This is a genomic window from Photorhabdus thracensis (assembly GCF_001010285.1).
Lineage (GTDB): Bacteria > Pseudomonadota > Gammaproteobacteria > Enterobacterales > Enterobacteriaceae > Photorhabdus > Photorhabdus temperata.
In genome coordinates, this window is sequence record NZ_CP011104.1 from 4,535,291 (window position 1) to 4,553,267 (window position 17,977).

Below are 17,977 nucleotides of genomic sequence, written 5' to 3' on the forward strand. Positions count from 1 at the left end.
CGCGACGCAGCCGGCGCGGGCACTATATCTTGTGCCGTATGCAGCTGACGGAGCCACTACATATAGCGTTATCCACAGAAACGGTGGATAAGTGGCGGCGCTGCGGAGAATACCGCTAAACCGCAACGGCGGCAGGAATGAGCAAAAAACGTGCACTGTGTATTATTGTACTGTACAATACATGTATTACATACAGTACATACACGGAGACGCACATGATCACCGACACCCGGACACCTGAAGAACTGGCAGCGGCCATTTCGGCGGCGCTGGCCGCCCGATACGGCGGCAGGGAAACCGCGCACCATAAAGCGTGGGTTATCGATCAGATGTGCCGCGCGCTGACCGGCGACGGCTACACGGCGTCTGCGCCGGCGAGGACGGCCCGGACACCTACACCTGGGACGAGGGCATTGCACCATGAACATCAGCAATGACATCCGGGCACGCATTGAGGCCGCTGCAGAGGCGCTGGTCAGTGAAGGCGTGAATAGCCCGACCAACGAGCAGGTCCGCCAGAAGCTGGGCGGCGGCTCCCTGTCCCATATCTCGCCGGTCATGCGGGAGTGGCGGCGCAGGCTGCGCGAGCAGGCTGACACACCGGCGCTGCCCGTACCGGACATGCTGCAACAGCTGGCCGCCGATCTCGCCGCCCGTCTGTGGCAGCAGGCCCGCGAGCTGGCTGAGGCTGACGCCGCGGCGGTACGCGAACAGGCTGATGCAGATATCGCCCAGGCAGATGAACAGCGTGATGAGGCGCTGGACGAAGTGCGCCGTCTGGAAGCCGAACTGACGTACCTCCGCGGTGTGGCAGACGAACGTGACCAGCTGCGCGGACAACTGGAAGAGACGCGCGCGGCGCTTGCCGAATCCCGGACGAATAACGCCGTCCTGCAGGCCACGGCCGATGCCGGCACGCGGCAGCTTGACGACACGCGGGCTGAGCTGAAACTGGCCAGAGAAGATACTAAGGCGCTGCAGGCAGAACTCCTGCAGCTAGCGCGCGCGGCCGGCAGACAGCCCGATCCGGCGCAAACTGAAACCGGCAAGGAGTGAGAATGGGAACCTACATACGAACCTGTGCGGAGATCAAAACCGCGGACGGCTGGCTACCAATAACAGGGAAATACAGGCCGCCGTTAAGAGCGGCTTTTTCTTTTTCCGGGCTTCCCGTCAAGGACTCAACATTATTGACGTCTCACATCAATTAGGTTATTTTGTCATTAATTCCTTAATGATGTGGCACATGAATAATATGCAAAATATCGCCCCCTCGATGCGGCTCTCCGGTGTGCAAAAAGACGTATTGTTTGTTCTGTATGGTCTGGCAGAACGTCAACTGGCCGGGCCGTTTCCGGCGATGCAGCTTTTCAGCATCCTCAATAAGGGACGCCTTCAGCCCGTTGCCGACACCAATTTTCGTCGATCCTGCCATACCCTGAACCGTCACGGTCTGCTCAGCAAGTACCGGGATAATCAGTCACTGACGCTCGCTTTCGGACTGACGGAAGCAGGCCTGGAAATCGCCAGAGAGGTTTATCACAAACGCCTGACGGAGATGGAATAACCATGAAGAATGATGAGCTGGCCACCCGGCGCGCTGAGGCGATTGCCGAAGATCGTTGTTTCACGAAAGGACGCCTGCGCGATGAATTCAGAATGAAGCCGGCCCCCGGCGCTGAGCCGGTGAAGTGGTACAAAAGCGCCTACGGCGGCAGGTACGGTGTATACCGCATTGCTGACTGTGTACCGATGCGGGAGAAACGCCCGCCGACCGAGAAGCAGCAGCTGGCAGGCCTGCGTCTTTCCGTCTTGTCCAGGCTTAACAGCACCAGTGGCCGGATGGCACGGCAGGCCCACGACTGGCTGAGCCGGGCACCGCTCTTTCTGGATACCGAAACGACGGGGCTGGGTAATACAGCGGAAGCCCTGGAAATCGGCCTGACCGATGCGGCCGGCCAAGTGGTATTTGAAACCCGCCTGAAGCCCACTGTCGCCATCGAGGCGCAGGTTCCTTGCCTATAGTGACGCCGGATAGATTTAAGCAAGCCCAAAATTCATCAAAATGAGTGTTGCAAAAACGAGGGCGACCATAGATTTTATGCTCTCTAAAAAGGGCGTTAGTTGCTGCGGCTGACGACGCCCTTAATGGGATTCTTTCTGATGTCAGAATCAATGACGGATCTGCGCCAACTCGTCTTCAGATAAGCCAGTCGCTTCGAGAACAGCCTCGCGAGGCATCCCCATTTTCAAAAGGCTGTGGGCAACGTCGAGTTTACCCAGCCGCACACCTTCTTCACGCCCTTTCTGTTCACCCAGCCGCACGCCTTCTTCAAGTCCTTTCTGTTCACCTAACTGCATCCCTTTCCGAATCCCGCGTTGTTCGCCCTCGAGGCGGAGTTTTTCAGCAATAGTCATCAGAGCTTCCTCATGCTGTGGCACACGTGATGCCAGAGTGTTTAGCAAAGCAGCCGGATCGTGAGATTCTCCCGCCTGCAGCATATAGTTTATCACAGATATCAGCTGTTCCTGAGTGGTATATCCTTCCAACAACAATGTTACCAGCTGGTCAAGCAGCTCAGTCAGATCACGCTGGCGAATGTGTTTCTGCAACATTTCGAGCACAGCCATACGACGATGTTTCATTATTTCGTCGTCCGGAATAACGGTAATATCAACCAGTGGAAAATCTTTATTGTACAACTCACCGGCAAGTTCCGGATCATCGAACTCCAAAAGCCAATTCATCGGATACGGACTGATCTTTCCCTGGTAGAATAGTACCGGTATCACCAACGGTAACGTTTTATGACCAGCATCAAGATGACGTTGCATGGCAGCAATGGCATAACGCAACATCCGAAAAGCCATGTGCTTATCAGGCGAGCTTTGATGTTCAATCAGACAGTATACATAACCGTCACCCTTACCCGTTTTTAGTGAATACAAAACGTCACTGTAGTATGGCCGCAGATCGTCTTCAATGAAGCTTCCCGATACCAGTTGCAGCGTATTCAGATCACAAACCTTCAGCAGAGTTAGTGGCAAATGGAACTGTAGAAAATCTCTGGCCGTATCTGGATGTGTCAGAAACTGCTTAAAAATAGCATCATGTAATGTTGGCGTAGTGTTCTTCTTCATTGTTCATCATATCCCTGTAACCCCGATACTCATTTTAACATATCCTTGATCACTTGTTTGCAGCTTTCGCCTTCACAGGTGCGGGTTTTATGCGCAAAATTGTCCAGCTCATTCACGCTCAGATAGTTATTCTCAATATCAACCTTTTGTTAGAGAAAAAATATTCTCATTCCTTCCTAGTGCAACAATCTCACAGCCAGGATCATCGAAAGCACCTAATATCATTAAAACGATGCCATTACGGGTCCTGTGGAAGAACCCCCAGATCGGTAAACTTTGTGAGAGCTACGAGTTATCAACGTGCTTAAATGTGTTCAAAACACGGTAGATGGTTGCTTCGCCTAGCTTAAACTCCTTGGCTAACTGACCAATCGTAATGCCGGACTGACGCTTGAGATAAATATCATTTCGTATATCTTCGGTTAACTTAGCGGGGCGCCCGAATCTGACACCATTCTCTTTCGCTTTGGCGATCCCTTCCGCCTGGCGTTCACTGCGTAAGTCATTTTCAAACTCCGCGATGGTGGCCAGCATATTGAACATAAGACGCCCTGTTGAAGTTCGGGTATCTATATTTTGATCCAGAACGACCAAATCAATATTTTCTTGCTGAAAGCGACTAGAAATTTGTGATAAATGATCCACTGAACGTGCAAGCCGGTCTAATTTTGTGACGATCAGAGTATCACCTTCACGCAGGTAATCCATACAGGCTTGGTATTGCGGGCGGTGTGCTGTCCGACCACTGCGTTTTTCCTGATAAAGACGTTCACACTCCGCTTGTCTTAATTTTTCCAGCTGAATGTCTAAACTTTGACCTGTTGAGCTGACCCGCGCATAACCAATTTTTGCCATAACCTATCATTATCCTTCAGACCATTTGATTGAGTACTTATGATAGGACTTTTAAGAGCTATTTCCAGCGACTATTAAAAAGTATACTTTTTAATAGCTTTAAATTTGATCGAGTCGTTCGATTCGTTTATATTGTTTGAATCATGCTATGATTCAATGAGAGGACTATTAGGCTATTTTTGTCCATCCCCCGATAGGGTTCAAAGTTACTTTTCAAGCCCTTCCACTGTTTATGACTTTAATCTGTAAATAATGTCGTCAGGTCAACCGACTTGACGAACTCACCAACGCTAAATATTGTTGCTATGTCATTAAACTCAAATCGACCGTAGAAATTAATGTGTTGCCACGCCACTGGCGATATTTTACCCAGCCGTCCCATCTCAAATAAACCGTCAGGATCACCTCTCTCAAGCAAACTGGACAAGAGTTCTGCGTTAAAATAAATAACTGCATTGGCTATGAGTCTGGTACATTCGTGGATAATATGTTGTTCATTTTCACTTTTTACATTCATTTTGCCCCCGTTGACATGCGCTATCGCTTTTTTCAATCGGTGGTAAGCTTCACCACGGTTTAATGCTTTGGCAACATATTGGCGCAGGGATTTATTATCAATATAGTCAAGCATATAGATGCTTCTTATAATATTATCCAGCTCCCACAACGCTTTTTTTGTTTTATTTTGTCGGGCATAAGAGCTTAATTTCCTAACAATGGATGATTGCGTCGTTTCCTTCTGACCAAGAGAAGCCATTATATGTTGAATATTTGGCCACTCTTCGATAATCCGTTCTTCATTCACTTTACGAATAGGTTTAATAAGGAACTCTTCACTGTATTTCCCGGTTGGCTCAAACCCAATGATACCCTCTGTTTTTGTTGGAAAATTTTTGTAACGTGGGGCAAACTGATAGCCAAACGCGTATAAAATCCAAAAATTGACCTGATTAGTGCCGTGGGTATCTACAGAATGGCGATCGGGATCTATCTCTGTCGTATTATTGTAAAGGAGGTCGAACACAAAATAACTCTCGTGCTCGTGGGTGCCTATTACTTTTGCATTGATTGGCACATGGTTACCGACCAGTGTTAACGCTGAAATTCCTTTTTTAAGACCGAAGTATTTTGGTGCATATCTTGCATTGGCTGTATTTCTTTGGGTTTCAAACCGTTGCCCATCACTGCTGGAGTGGATCACATCCGGCTCAATATCGTAGTGTCGGAAAATAGATAATTTGGCGGTCGCATTAGCGACAATATCATTGGACTCCCTTAACGTTTCCAATCGGAAGAAGTTTTGATATGTCGTTTGTAGCACCTGATGACTTATGTCAGAAATCTCTCCCATCCTGCCCAGGCTCATATTGGTGCCAAGGGCAATAATACAGGCAATAAGTGACTTTTTATCCTGGTTGCCTTTAGTATATCTGCCTAAAACATGATTGAAACCCGCTAAGAATCCTGTCTTTTTGTCCACATAGCTTAATAAATTAGTGATGCTGATCGTTGGCACAAGATGATAAAAATGATGATTATCTTCGTCTTCTTCCTTTTTATAAGGCAGAGTCCAGTTAACTGTACGGCCTTTACGGTAATTGTTAAATTTAACGTCCTTATTTTTTCGGTTGATGATCCTTTGATTTACATGTTTTAGTTTTTCTTCAAGTTCATCTTTAAGTTCTTGCAAAGTTTGGGATATTGGTCTTTGCAATACGGGCAGATCTAGGTCATTCAGGACATTTTGTTTGTCGGCTTTCCACCTGTTCATGGGAATTAAGTCGTCTGTAAAACTTCGATATTTAGTGGTGTTCTGGTTAAAAATGTCCCCTGATTCAAAGGCTATTTTAAGCATCCTGTATACGGCAAATTCATATCGATCAGGAATGAGTTGAGGTGATTTTTCCCGGCTGTAAAGGTATTTTTGAAGTGATTTAGTTAAAAAATTAACAGGGAAATCTTTGTCGGGTATTCGCCGCAAGATTTTTCCATCCCTAAGACAAGTCTGGACAAAGATTGCGGCTTCAAGAAGTCCTGACTCATCGGTATGACTACTAAAGTCCAGTACCCGGATAATTTGACGCAAATTCTTTTTAAAGGCGGCCGATAAGGTCTCCAAGTGTTGCCAATGAAACTCCTCTTCATCAAAGCCTGGTGACCCGATAAAGAGGGTCACTATCTCCATTTTTTCCCTGTTCAACACCTGAAATGCTTTGGCTCGTATCTCACCAAAAGAGACATTGTCAGTGATATCGGGGTTCAAGAAAAAGCCCAATATTTTGCCTGTGGCCTTGATATCCTCATTCGCTTGAGACTTCCTTTTATACACCCTATCTTTAGCAAACAGTTTAGCGGCTTCTTCATACTGGCGGACATGGCCAATAAAGGCTTCGACCAGATTGTCATTGATGACGTGCGTTCGATGGTAGGTGTAGCAAAGAAGATAAAAATAAGCGATCAAAGGGTCAAATCGCCGAAGCTTATAAACTGAATAATATTCAATCAGTGTTGCATAATAGCGGATGCTTTCATTTGATATGCAAAGTGAGGGTAACCACTGACAGGCAAATTCATAAAGGGGACTGAGTTGCTTTACCCAGGTGGATTCTCTGACAATTTCGGTATAACTAAAGTCCCTTAGTGCCTTTTTTAGTTGGGTTATCCAGTGCAGCCCCCCTGATTCTTCAAATAATAAATTTGTGAGTGACTCTTCCACATCAGGATTAAGATCTGATTTTAATTGCTCACAGATACGCTTCCTCTCATCCGATAAACATCGTCCAATCAAATCCTGAAAAGTACTGTACGCAGGGGTAATGATCTGATTTTTATTGAGGTGACTTAACAAAGCCCGCAAGATAAACCCAGGATTAGCTGACCTTTTAACAACCCGTGCGGCCAGTTCAGCTAATTGTTCTGCCATGACACTGCCATAGCGTTGATAATTCAGATGCTGGCAAATAAGTCTTTGCAGTTGTATCCGGGTCGTCTTGCCTGGAACTTTTATATTGGCGGCAGAATGATCAGGGAAATGGCAAGCCAGAATATAAGAAATATCCGTGATGACACCTTCCAGCGTGTAGGTAAAGAATATTTTCCTGGATTTAAAATACCCAAGCATAAGAATGAAGTTCACCCTGGAGTTAACAGACCAATCTTGCGATATTATCTGATGCTCCGTATCGGATAAGGTGAAATAGTATTCTCGTTCCTCCAAAGTAAATCGAGGCAGGCCAAAATAGTCCTGAATTTCAGGTTGAGTCAGTATAATCAGGCGCTTTTTATTGGTATTCATTTTTTTAATTCTTAATATGGCAGGGTGACATTGAGTATGTCACTTTATCTTTTTCTTTCTACCTTTAATAGACATAGATTTATATACAGTTTATATTACATCTTTCCATCCGTATTTAGGCTAAAACAAGGCTGTCATTTAAACCTTCGTTTAACTGACACACCAAAAGCGAGAAGAAAGGTTTATGGCGCAAAAAATTGATGTTCGGGGTATAAAAGTCTCTGTCTTTTCCGACAAACAAGATGACTATATATCGCTATCTGGCATCGCTAAGTACAAAGATGGCGACCGCGGTGATTACATTCTGCAAAACTGGATGAGAAACCGCAGTACCATTGAGTTTATCGGTTTGTGGGAACAGCTCCATAATCCCGATTTTAATTCCATCGAATTCGATGGGTTTAAACATGAAGCGGGCGCAAACAGTTTCTCTCTCACGCCAAAACGCTGGATCACAACCACCAATGCAATCGGGATTATCTCGAAAGCGGGCAGATATGGCGGAACTTATGCGCATCGGGATATTGCTTTTGAGTTTGCTTCCTGGATCAGCGCGGAGTTTAAGCTCTATCTATTAAAAGAATTCCAACGGCTCAAACAAGCAGAAAATGAACAGAAAAATCTGGAATGGAATGTTTCGCGCACTCTGGCCAAGGTCAACTATCATATTCATACAGAGTCAATAAAAACGAACATTATTCCCGCCCTGGAGCTTAACCCAAAAGCAAGAAACTTTGCTTACGCTAATGAGGCCGATATATTGAATCTGGCTTTGTTTGGCAAGACAGCCAGCGACTGGCGTAAAGAGAACCCGGAACTAAAAGGCAATATACGGGACTATGCCACACTGGAACAGCTTGTCGTGTTATCTAATTTAGAAAGCTTCAATGCTGAACTTATCGAGCAAGGCCTCTCTGCAAACGACAGGTTCCAAAAGCTGAATCGCGTTGCGGTCAGTCAAATGAAGATCCTGATAGAAAACAAATCCATTGAAAAACTTAAACAATTAAAATAGGTCGTTCATGCGAATTGGGTATACCCGTGTCTCCAAATCTGATGGAAGTCAGGTGCAGGATCTCCAACTGGATGCTTTACTTGCTGCCGGTGTTAATAAAGAAAACATTTATCAGGATGAAATATCAGGGAAGTCAGACAAACGTCCTGGATTGGATGCCTGTTTGAAAGCCCTTAGGTCTGGCGATGTGTTAATGGTATGGAAGCTTGACAGGCTTGGCCGAAGCTTAAAACATCTGGTGAATACTATCCATGATCTTGCGGATCGAAAAATCGGATTTAAGGTCCTGACCGGGCAAGGTGCAGAAATTGATACGACGACGGCCAGTGGCAAATTGGTCTTTGGGATTTTTGCCGCGCTGGCCGAATTTGAACGGGAGTTGATCAGTGAACGAACAAAAGCAGGGCTGGCAGCGGCCAGAGCAAGAGGACGTGAAGGTGGACGTTCTTTTAAACTCACAAAATCTCAGGTTCGCCTGGCACAAGCTTCCATGAAGAGTAGAGATTGTAGCGTATCTGAATTATGTGAAGAGCTTGGGATTAGCAGACAGGCTCTCTATAAGTATGTAGGACCAGATGGGGAACTCAGGGAACACGGCAAAAGAGTATTAAAATCTTAGCGCTAACTGAGTACCTATTTTTTTCTTCATCAACTTTGAACCTTATCGGGGGATGGGCAAAAATAGCCTAAATAATTATATTAAAAAATAATTCAAATTATTAATAATTAATATATAAATATATGACATGTTGATTATATCCTATAGTTACTATTTATGTGTTCTGCAATATAAACGAAAAATAAAGGAGATAATAATGGCTCTTATATCCAAAGACTTCACGCGCCTGCTCAATACCCTGATCGATCGGCAGATCAAGACGGCGGGTCGTCAGACCGAATGGTTCAACATGAACGGCAACGAGCGTACCGACTACATCAGGCAGGTAGACGAGCGGCTACAGAAAATACAGCAGAGCACCCTGAGTGTACTGGCTGCCCAGTATTTTCAGATGCAGGACAACCCCATTACTGTCGACGATCAGTTGCAGACGTTAAAGCAAAGACGGCAACAGATGAAGGATGTGCCCGGCACGCCGGCGATCAACGCCTACAAACAGCAACTGGATCGCGACATCCGGTTATACCGCCGCCAGCAGACGGCCATAATGCACTTTGACAGCACTTGGGGCAAAGCTTTGGCCATGCTCAATTCCGGAGATTCCAAGACCCTGAATGCGACGACCCTGCGGGAAAACGCGGCGGACAAGCAGACCAAGCTGGATACCAAGATCAGACATCTGGAACAGCAACTGACCACACAGGTGGCCGATTCCACGTTTAATCAAGAATACGTGACGCTGTTTTCCGAGCTACAGGCCTACAAGGAGGTCAATACCCGCTACAATGCCTTGCTCAAGGCATCCACTGCGGAAGAGGCCGCGGCTCTCGGCGCGCTGATCAAGGTTCCTCGGGCTTCCGATGATCTGCCGGTAAATATTTCACTGCTGATGATGGAGGAGCGTCCCGGTTACATCCGCATGAACGTCGCGTTGGTTAATGCCAGCACCGATGGCCGCTTTAAAGACTTCTTCCTGGAGAACGGCAGGCTGGTTGTGCCGACGGACGGGGTACTCAACTTCTCCTTCGGTACCGCCGCCCGCTCTCTGGCCTGGCAACAACAATACCGGCTTAAGAGTGAGCCGCCATCCTTTCGCTCGCCGACCTATACGCCAATTCGCTCGGTACTGGTCAAAACCAAATTCGTCGAGAAGTACTTCGCCAACCACCTAGTTTCTGAAAGCACCTTGCGCGAAGGTTTCAAGGCGCAGTTACTGGGTAACGGTCACAAAATGCTGCTGACCAACGTTGACCGCAAGGTGCCGAACCAAGTTGGGATTCAAGTGTCCGGCCAGGCTCCGAATACTACCATCACCCGTGAGGTGCCATTGGCAAGTGCCTTGAGTGACCTGATCAACCAGAATGCTGATATCACAAGCTTCCAGACTATCGGCCTGGAGGGATTTCGCCAGAGCAGTTACCACCCAGACCGTGACGGGCTTTTCGTCAATATCCATGAGCTGGAACGTTCGGTTGGTTTTGCCGGTCGCCAGTACTTGCTGGAAATGCCTCAAGACAACGATTACCTGTCCGCGACGCCCTTTGGGGTGATGAGCGTTGACGGCGACAAGGTCAGCAGCAGTCACTTGAGCAAGGCGCAGACTGAAGCACTGTATCAATACAACGCCGCATTTTTCGAGAAGCTGGAACAACTGCGTGACGGCGGTACGAAGGTCAGTCGCCTGTTCGAAGGCAGCAGCGAGCGCACGGTGTTTGAGCAGCAGCTGGTACGTTTGCTCGAACGCAACCACATCACCCCCGCAGGGATGTTGGCACCAGAGTACCCCCGTGACAACATGCGCGATATCAAGGGCAATAACCTGAACAAGGTGCTGTGGGAACAGGCGTTTGCCGCTTCGGTCTGGCAGAGCACCGATAATGACCGGCTGCTGTTCAAGCTGGCAATGAAACTGGTGGAGAACCAGGCCGTGGACAAGGTCCTGCAAAGTGGCTATGTGCAAAGTGACATCGCCCAGGCCAAGGGACTGCTGGCGCCGTTGTACGAACAATGGCACACTCGGGCCGTCGAAGAGGAAGCCCAGCGGGTCGCCAAGGCCAATGAAGAGAAGCATCCAAACAACCCGAAAATACAGGTCTTCGATAAGGCCGCGGTTGAGCGCTCGCTGGACAGCAAGTTGCTCAACCTGTTGTTGACCGGTCACCAGGGCCTTGAGAGCGCCGATGGGCCACTACGTCCGGTGGTTAAGGAGGCACTGTTGAGCAATGAGGGCAGGAACCTGCGCAAACAGGTTTTGTTCCATGCCTTACGACCGGTAGCCGATAGCCTTTCCAAGGCCGCAGTCCCGGTCAATCCACATGCCAAGCTGGGTGCCGACAAGGTCATAATCAATAACCGGCTGAGTCAGCCCGACCCATATCTGATCCTTAATGCTAACCCTGAGGAGCAGGCATATCACGATGGTTCGTACCTAATCAAGGACGACAAGTACCGCAGCTACAACCAGTTCCGCCCGGATCCCAATAATAAAGCCACAGGCTACATGAATGACCTGGACATTCCGTTCGTGGGGGGGATTTCCGGGACCACCCAGACCGTCAGCAATGCCTTGCCGGAATTGTTCGGTAAAACGTTGAGCGTCAAGGAATACTGGCAGTTCCAGATGGCCAATGCGGCCTTCATGATCCGTAACGGCTACCACTCGTTCTTTGAAACCTTCTACGTTGCTGCACGTTACGAGCCGAAGGTTAAGGCTAAAGATAAGGGCAGTATCGGAGAGAACATGTTGGATATGTTCGACAAGTACCGTGCTGAAGGCAGTAAGAGGACGTTACAGGGTGAACTGTATGATGGCGTTATGGCACGAGTCTTGCCGATCATCAATCAGGGCTTGCCAGAGGCGGACGAGTTCCATCCACCACGTTTTACCCGATTTGGTCCAAGCCCGGCGCTGCTGGGGCAGGCGGTCAAGGATCTTGAACTCAAGGCCGGGCTGGCGTCTGTAGGTGATGGATTTGAGTCCCGTCAAGGCAGCGCCGACATCCATCAGTTTATCGTCGATCCTGCACTGTTTGCCAAAACCCATACCCTCAGTGCCGAAGTGCTGGTCAAGTCGGGCCGCCTACCGGCAAAGGGTAATGCCCAGTTGGTGAAAGTTGCGCCCAACCTGTACGAGCTGGAATACACCGAGAAAAACGCCAATCACATATCTTCTGCAACAAGTGTGCCGGCGCATTTCCTCGGCTACAGCGGTCCAAATCAGGCCAATTCGGTGCCCGCTTATGTGGACATACCTAAGAAGACAGCACCGGGCAGCTTTCTTTTCACCGGTACGTTGTCGGGTAGCTCACTGGTAGTGACCAATCTCGACGCCAATACCTACCGAGTTTACCACGATGGCCGGATCAACAGCTCGCTGCTGTACGACAACGTAGTGATGGCGGTCGACTACAAAGATTACCAAGTATCCGGTACCGTCGAGGGCCTTGCTGCGGCGTACATGCAGTTCGTCAATGACAAATGGCAACTGGTGTTCCAGCGCCAAGAATATCAACGAGACGGACAGCGGATTTGGCTGAAACTGCGCGATGGTGCGGAGTCGCTCTCGATCCAGGACGCCGGCAGTCAGGTGATGGAGCGCAAACAGGCCGAATTCGCCACTTACTGTGAGCAGGTTCACCAACAATTGAAGAAGGTAGCGACGCAGTTTGGGGTGTCGGTCGAAGGGGTTGCCGACGGTGTCTATACAGAGGGCGCGTTTTCTCCCGAGCATCCGGCGATCGCTGCATGGAGCCGGTTGCGCGAAGCGGTTCAGGCTAAAGTCAAAACCGACATAGACCAGATGGAGGGCAAGCGCTACCAGCTTCAGGAAGCACGACACACCTCAAGCGATACAGCCTTGATCGACCAACAGATCAAGCAACTCAATCTTACACAAGACTACTACAGGGCGCAGTACGATCCGGTATTGCGTGAAGCTGTCGCTGTCGAAAATACCTGGCTCTGGCAACAGATCAAGGCCAAAGACGGCAGCGCAGCGGTGGTACGGATTGACGATACGGCCATTCAGGGCGAGGAACACACCAGTAGCATGGGCGAACGTTATGCGGCCTCCGAAGCCTATCAGCGCGGAAAACAGGGCACCGGGTTCAGAGATGGTTTGCGCAATTTCCGTGAGATCAAGATCCCTGGGGTAGATGACAAAATGTCGGCCCTAGAGATGAAGCGCCTGTTTCTTGAGGAAAAACTCACCGACGAACAACGGGGCGCCTTGAGCGGTCGCATCACCGAAACCAGCCAGGCCGAGTACATTGACAAGGTCCTGCGGCAGACCGCGGTGTTTAGCGAAAACTTTCATGACGCCGGCAGTGTCTTCGAACGCCTGGTGCCACAAGACTTTTACCTGTCGTTGATTGGTGACCAATCCGGGGGCCGTTGCTACCCTTTGGTCAGGACCATGGCCGTGGCATTAGCCAGTGGCGGAGAAGCCGGCATCGACAGCCTGGTGCAAAAGCTGTTCTTCGCCTCCGCCGACCCGCAAGCGGGCAGCTCCACGCTGCTCAAGAATAGCCTGCTCAGGCTGCACGCCAATGTCGAAGCCGTGCAAGCCTCCACGGATCTGGGCCAGTTCAATTTGTCCGAAGTGGTATCGCGACTGGACACAACGACCAGCACCTCGATGTTCGCGCTCAATACCCAGAATCACTCGATGATGGTAGGAAGAGCTGTCACAACCAAAGGCCGTCGCTACTACTTCTATGACCCGAACGTTGGGATCTTTGCCTTCGACAACCCCAAAAGCCTGTTCAGGGCCATGGAGCAGCACTTGGTGGAGAGTAATCTGACCGCACACTACGGTTTATTCGGCAGTAACTCGGCGCCGGCCTTCAACCTGATTGAGATCGATACCGGCAAGATGGCTGAGGTACCCGTGAGCAATGGCTTGAACGTGGCCGATCTGACCCGGTTCGAGGAACTGGCTAGTGTCATCGGGCAACGGCGTCAGGTCGAGCAGACGGTGAGTACACAGGAGCGGGTCACGGAAGACTTGCAACTGGGCACCGCGCTGAAGACCTTTGACGCCGAGCAATGGGGCGCACGGTTCGAAGCCGCCAGTACCCGGCTGGCGCAAAAGTACCAACTGGACAACCACTGGCTACCGATCATCGCCACAACCAAAGACCTGGGGGAAGGTCGCTACCAAATCCAGTTCATCAACCGTGACCATCCCGAGCAGACCCGCAGTCTGGACACCAACGATAGCACCTTTGTCGAATTCCGGCGCTTCGTCGATAAGCACATGAGTGTGCTGAACGAGCGCTTTACCCTGGAGCACGGTCGAATGCGGCCTCGCGGTGAGGTTGGCGAGGCCGCGCCAGTGGACGGGTTGAACGCCGGGTTTGCAGTCCAGACGCTGATCCAATGGTTTGCTGACAAGAACCGTCACGATGCGGCAAGCGGAGTGGTTTCGCCTGATCTAGCCACCGCGCTCAAGGTCCACAGCTACCTCAACTTTGTCCAGATGGCTCACGGTGGTATGCAGGATGTGGTTAAGATCACCGCACTGGTGCGCACGGCGCTGCGTGGCGAAGTGGTGGCTGCCGGAACCTCGTTCAAGGACTTTGCTTCAAACCTGGGCCACACCGTCAACGAAGGCGCTGGCTTGTTGTTTGGCGGAGCCATGGTCGGTTTGGACGCCTATGAGTTGGCCCATGCCGAGAACGATGTGCAGAAGGCGGTGTTCGGTACTCAGCTGGCGTTCGACTCGGCTAGCTTCGTCACCGGCGTAGCCGGGGTGGGGGCAGGGTTAGTCGGTGCTTCGACAGCGAGTGCTGTGCTCGGTGCCGGGGGGGTGATTCTGGGCGGTCTCGCAGTAGGCTTTACGGCACTGGCGCAGGCCTTTGGTGCGGTCGCCGAGGATGCTAAGGCGGTGGGTCGTTATTTCGACATGGTCGACAAGGCGTACAAAGGCAACGGCTATCGTTATGACGACAAGAACAAGGTGCTAGTACCCCTTGCTGGGGCGGTAGTTAAGAGCCTCGATTTGCGCAATAGCCAGATCAGCTTCGACAGCCAGTACATTTACCGCACCCATTCGGGCTCTACTGGTTCAGGGAAAATTAATTACTTCTTCTGGGCCGGTGACTTTCCGCGAATGGTCCATGACCGTAGTCAGGCGATCGAGGTGCGCAGCGGCATTGGTTACAAGGACGCCTCCCGACCTCTTGAGCACAGCGACAGCAATGTTGTGATCCTGCCGGGCACGCCCAAGTCCTACATCAGCTACGAATACATGTTGTTACCTGGAGCCACCACACGCCACGACACTGGCTTCGACGTGATCCGCAGGCTTGAGGAAGACAAACGGTTTGACTACGACTTCTATATCTTTCCGGGTGAAGAGACAATCCGCAGGATTCGTCATGAGTACGTCGACACCCCGATCGAGGTGGTGCTCGATCAGCGCAACTGGCAACTGGTGGTGCCCGAGCTGCCCAAGGAGCTGCATGACTACCTGCATTACGAGATCAAGGGTGCAGGTGGTAAGTACCAGATCGGCCTTAACGAAGGTGCCAGAGTTAAGCTCACGAACGATGCCTCCAGTGAGTTGTCGCACTGGATCATCGATAGCAGCCAGCTTGACAACGACAGCATCAGCGTGTCGGAGAACCAGCTGGAGGTTGGCGGGGTTGTGGTAAAGCTCGATTCGGCCCAGAACAGGCCGGTATCGGTGGTCAACGGCAAGGGTGAGGTGCGCGAAGTCGATTTCACCGGCCAGCCCAGCCAGCCCCCCAAAGTGGTGGCTGTAGATGCGAGTAAGCAGCAGCAAATCGAGCAGCACCTAAGCGAACTGGCTAAGGCACATCAGCTACACGGACAGTATGTAGTGGTCGAGAACTATCGCCACGATGGGCGAGATATCGGCCGAGCGTTCTACGATGTAGCCAAGGATCGCATGCTGTTCACCGACACCAGCCAAGAGCAGGCTAAGCATGCCCAACTGGGAGCAGTGATTGGCGACCATGCCTATTTCTACGATGCCGATAACGTGGTGGCGTGGCGGGTAGACATCGCCACCGGACAGATCGACGCGCAGTTTGAGCCGTGGTTCAACCGGAACGCTGGCAATATCAGCCGGTTCTGGCAGGAGGGAGATGCGGTCTACCTGGCGCGCCGTTATCAGCTAAAGGAGAGGGAGTCTGAGCTAAGCTATCGGATCCTCGGTGACCGAATGGAGTTGGTTAGTGTGGTGGGTGATGATGCGCTGCTCCAGCTTTCGGCACGTACCGGTCGGCATGGTGATGAGCTCAAGACCATACTCCAAGGCTACAAAAGCAATAGTACCCAACGTGTGACTCCGATGTATACGCTGGGTGCACGGCTGATCAAGCCGACCAGTGCGGCGCTGGTCACGGTGTTCGGCGTGGATGCAGCTGACGTGCCGCACCGCTACTGGATACGCACCAGTGACGGAACGCTAATTAAGCCGAATCTGGCACTACCGACGGATCAGACCCGGCACTTCGAAGAGCATGAGCAGACCCGCAGTGCCTGGCAAATCCCGGCTGACTTGGTGTTGGCAGGGAGCATACCGCAACCCGGTGACAAGGAAGTATTTTTCTTCTACAGCAAGGAGCAAAAGGCCCTGTTCCGCCAGGAAGGACCTGGGCAGACGGTACTCGACGCCAATCAGCCGAGCGCCTTGCGGGTCACCACGCCAGCCTTGGCTAACGTGATCAATGTGAACGGTCATCTGATTGCAATGACCGAGGATGGGTGTGTTGCCCGGCTTGATGCACTGGGACAGCTTAGCTACGCAGCGGTCAACGAGCATTGGCTCAAGAGACATACCCACTGGTGGAAGGACTTGGCCGATGTTACCGGCTTCAGTGCCACCCTGGCCGTGTTCGGAGTCAAGGGCGCCGACGGCAAGAGCGTGCTGCCGGTGTGGTACCACAATGGTCAGGTGGTTGTGGCTTCCCTGCAAGACAAGCATTTACAATTCTTAGGTTTTGAAGCGGATGGCTCCAGCGCGCGACTGTTCGAACCTGCCAACGGCAAGTTGTATCGTCAACCACCTATGACTGCTGATGCGCTGGCTGCCGCGTTCGGTACCGACGAAGTACTTGACGCCTCGGCGCAACTTCCCGCTGCCAGTGAGCTGATGCCTGAACTGCACCTCAAAGCGGCGGAGCAAGTCGATGTTGGACTGCGTCTGACCACCGTCAAGGGCGAGATCCTGCTGCGAACCAATGGCGGCAAATTGCAGTTGGTTGCCGTCGACAAAGGTTGGCAACAGGACAACCTCACCCATCTGCCACAGGCACTTGCTAAGGTCGCTGGTCAGTGGCATACCAAAGGCGTGCTGACTTTACAAGGCGATGACATACAAGGCTGGTTCGATGTCGGCAGTGGTCAGATGTTCTCCCTTGGTGGTATCCCTGCCGCGGACAACCTACGTTTCATTGGCGTTGCCGTCGGTAAGAAGGGGGCGTATGTGTACAGCCCAACGGACCAGACGCTGTACTGGGTCAGGGACGGCGGTGAGCAGAAGATAAACCATTACACCAGTGTCGAGCGCATTGGTTCGTCACTATTGCTTCGGGGCGGGTGGGACCAGGACGATATGACCCCACCGCTGATCGTCGGTGTTGACAGCGTGGTACTGCATGGCGGCGCTGATGACGATACCTACCGCCTCAGCCAGGCGATGTGGTCACACTACCGCACGATCGTCATTGACAACGATGACCCCGGCCAAGTCCTGGACCGCTTGATCATGCTGATGACCGATGCGGAAAAAATTCTCGTCAGCCGCCACGAGGATGACCTGATGCTGACCGACTCAACCAATGGAACGGCCCTGGTGATGCGCAAGGTATTCGGTAGCCAAGCGGAAACGCACCGGCATTTGCAAATCGAGCTGGCAGGTTCATCGGCCGTGATCAGCGTTGATCACTTGGTCAAGAGCTTTGCTAGGATGGGAGCAGCCAAGGATGGCTTGTTCGAACTATCTTGGGCCACCCAGTAGCTTCATTGTCTTGAGCTAGCAGGAGAAACTACAGGAGGGGCGTAAAACCCCTCCTGTCTCTTC

9 protein-coding genes and 1 pseudogene are annotated in these 17,977 nt (G+C 51.0%); 7 read left to right on the plus strand and 3 right to left on the minus strand.

All coding sequences use genetic code 11. The annotated features are described in order from the left end of the window. Positions 1–215: 215 nt before the first annotated feature. The 4 genes and pseudogenes from VY86_RS19785 to VY86_RS19800 all read left to right on the plus strand — a co-directional run. Positions 216–437 carry a hypothetical protein gene (locus VY86_RS19785; protein WP_046976237.1) on the plus strand — a complete coding sequence of 74 codons (222 nt, stop codon included), beginning with the start codon at positions 216–218 and terminating at the stop codon, positions 435–437. Continuing rightward, complete coding sequence (locus tag VY86_RS19790; protein ID WP_046976238.1) at positions 421–1,056, plus strand: DNA-binding protein; 636 nt, start codon at positions 421–423, stop codon at positions 1,054–1,056. The genes VY86_RS19785 and VY86_RS19790 overlap by 17 nt, the downstream gene beginning before the upstream one ends. A gap of 178 nt (positions 1,057–1,234) precedes the next feature. Beyond that, positions 1,235–1,567: a chromosome segregation protein ParM gene (locus tag VY86_RS19795; protein ID WP_476641803.1), complete on the plus strand. Its 333-nt coding sequence runs from the start codon at positions 1,235–1,237 to the stop codon at positions 1,565–1,567. Between the two features lie 2 nt (positions 1,568–1,569). Beyond that, positions 1,570–2,010: pseudogene (locus tag VY86_RS19800) on the plus strand (3'-5' exonuclease); the annotation flags it as partial. A gap of 162 nt (positions 2,011–2,172) precedes the next feature. Here VY86_RS19800 and VY86_RS19805 read toward each other — a convergent pair. From VY86_RS19805 to VY86_RS19815, 3 genes are all read right to left on the minus strand, one after another. Continuing rightward, on the minus strand, positions 2,173–3,141 hold the full coding sequence (locus tag VY86_RS19805; RefSeq protein ID WP_046976240.1) for an Rpn family recombination-promoting nuclease/putative transposase: 969 nt from the start codon (positions 3,139–3,141) through the stop codon (positions 2,173–2,175). Positions 3,142–3,426: 285 nt separating this feature from the next. After that, positions 3,427–3,996, minus strand: coding sequence for a recombinase family protein (locus tag VY86_RS19810; protein ID WP_023043808.1), 570 nt, complete (start codon positions 3,994–3,996; stop codon positions 3,427–3,429). Between the two features lie 238 nt (positions 3,997–4,234). Continuing rightward, a complete protein-coding gene (locus VY86_RS19815) occupies positions 4,235–7,291 on the minus strand; it encodes a Tn3 family transposase (protein ID WP_046976241.1) in 3,057 nt (1,018 codons plus the stop codon). A gap of 184 nt (positions 7,292–7,475) precedes the next feature. Here VY86_RS19815 and VY86_RS19820 point away from each other — a divergent pair, with 184 nt between their 5' ends. From VY86_RS19820 to mcf, 3 genes are all read left to right on the plus strand, one after another. Next, positions 7,476–8,306, plus strand: coding sequence for a KilA-N domain-containing protein (locus tag VY86_RS19820; protein WP_046976242.1), 831 nt, complete (start codon positions 7,476–7,478; stop codon positions 8,304–8,306). A 7-nt stretch (positions 8,307–8,313) separates the two neighbouring features. Beyond that, entirely contained in the window at positions 8,314–8,925 is a 612-nt protein-coding gene (locus VY86_RS19825) for a recombinase family protein (RefSeq protein ID WP_013141641.1), read from the plus strand. A gap of 196 nt (positions 8,926–9,121) precedes the next feature. Further along, positions 9,122–17,914 carry an insecticidal toxin MCF gene (mcf, locus tag VY86_RS19830; RefSeq protein ID WP_046976243.1) on the plus strand — a complete coding sequence of 2,931 codons (8,793 nt, stop codon included), beginning with the start codon at positions 9,122–9,124 and terminating at the stop codon, positions 17,912–17,914. Positions 17,915–17,977: the final 63 nt, after the last annotated feature.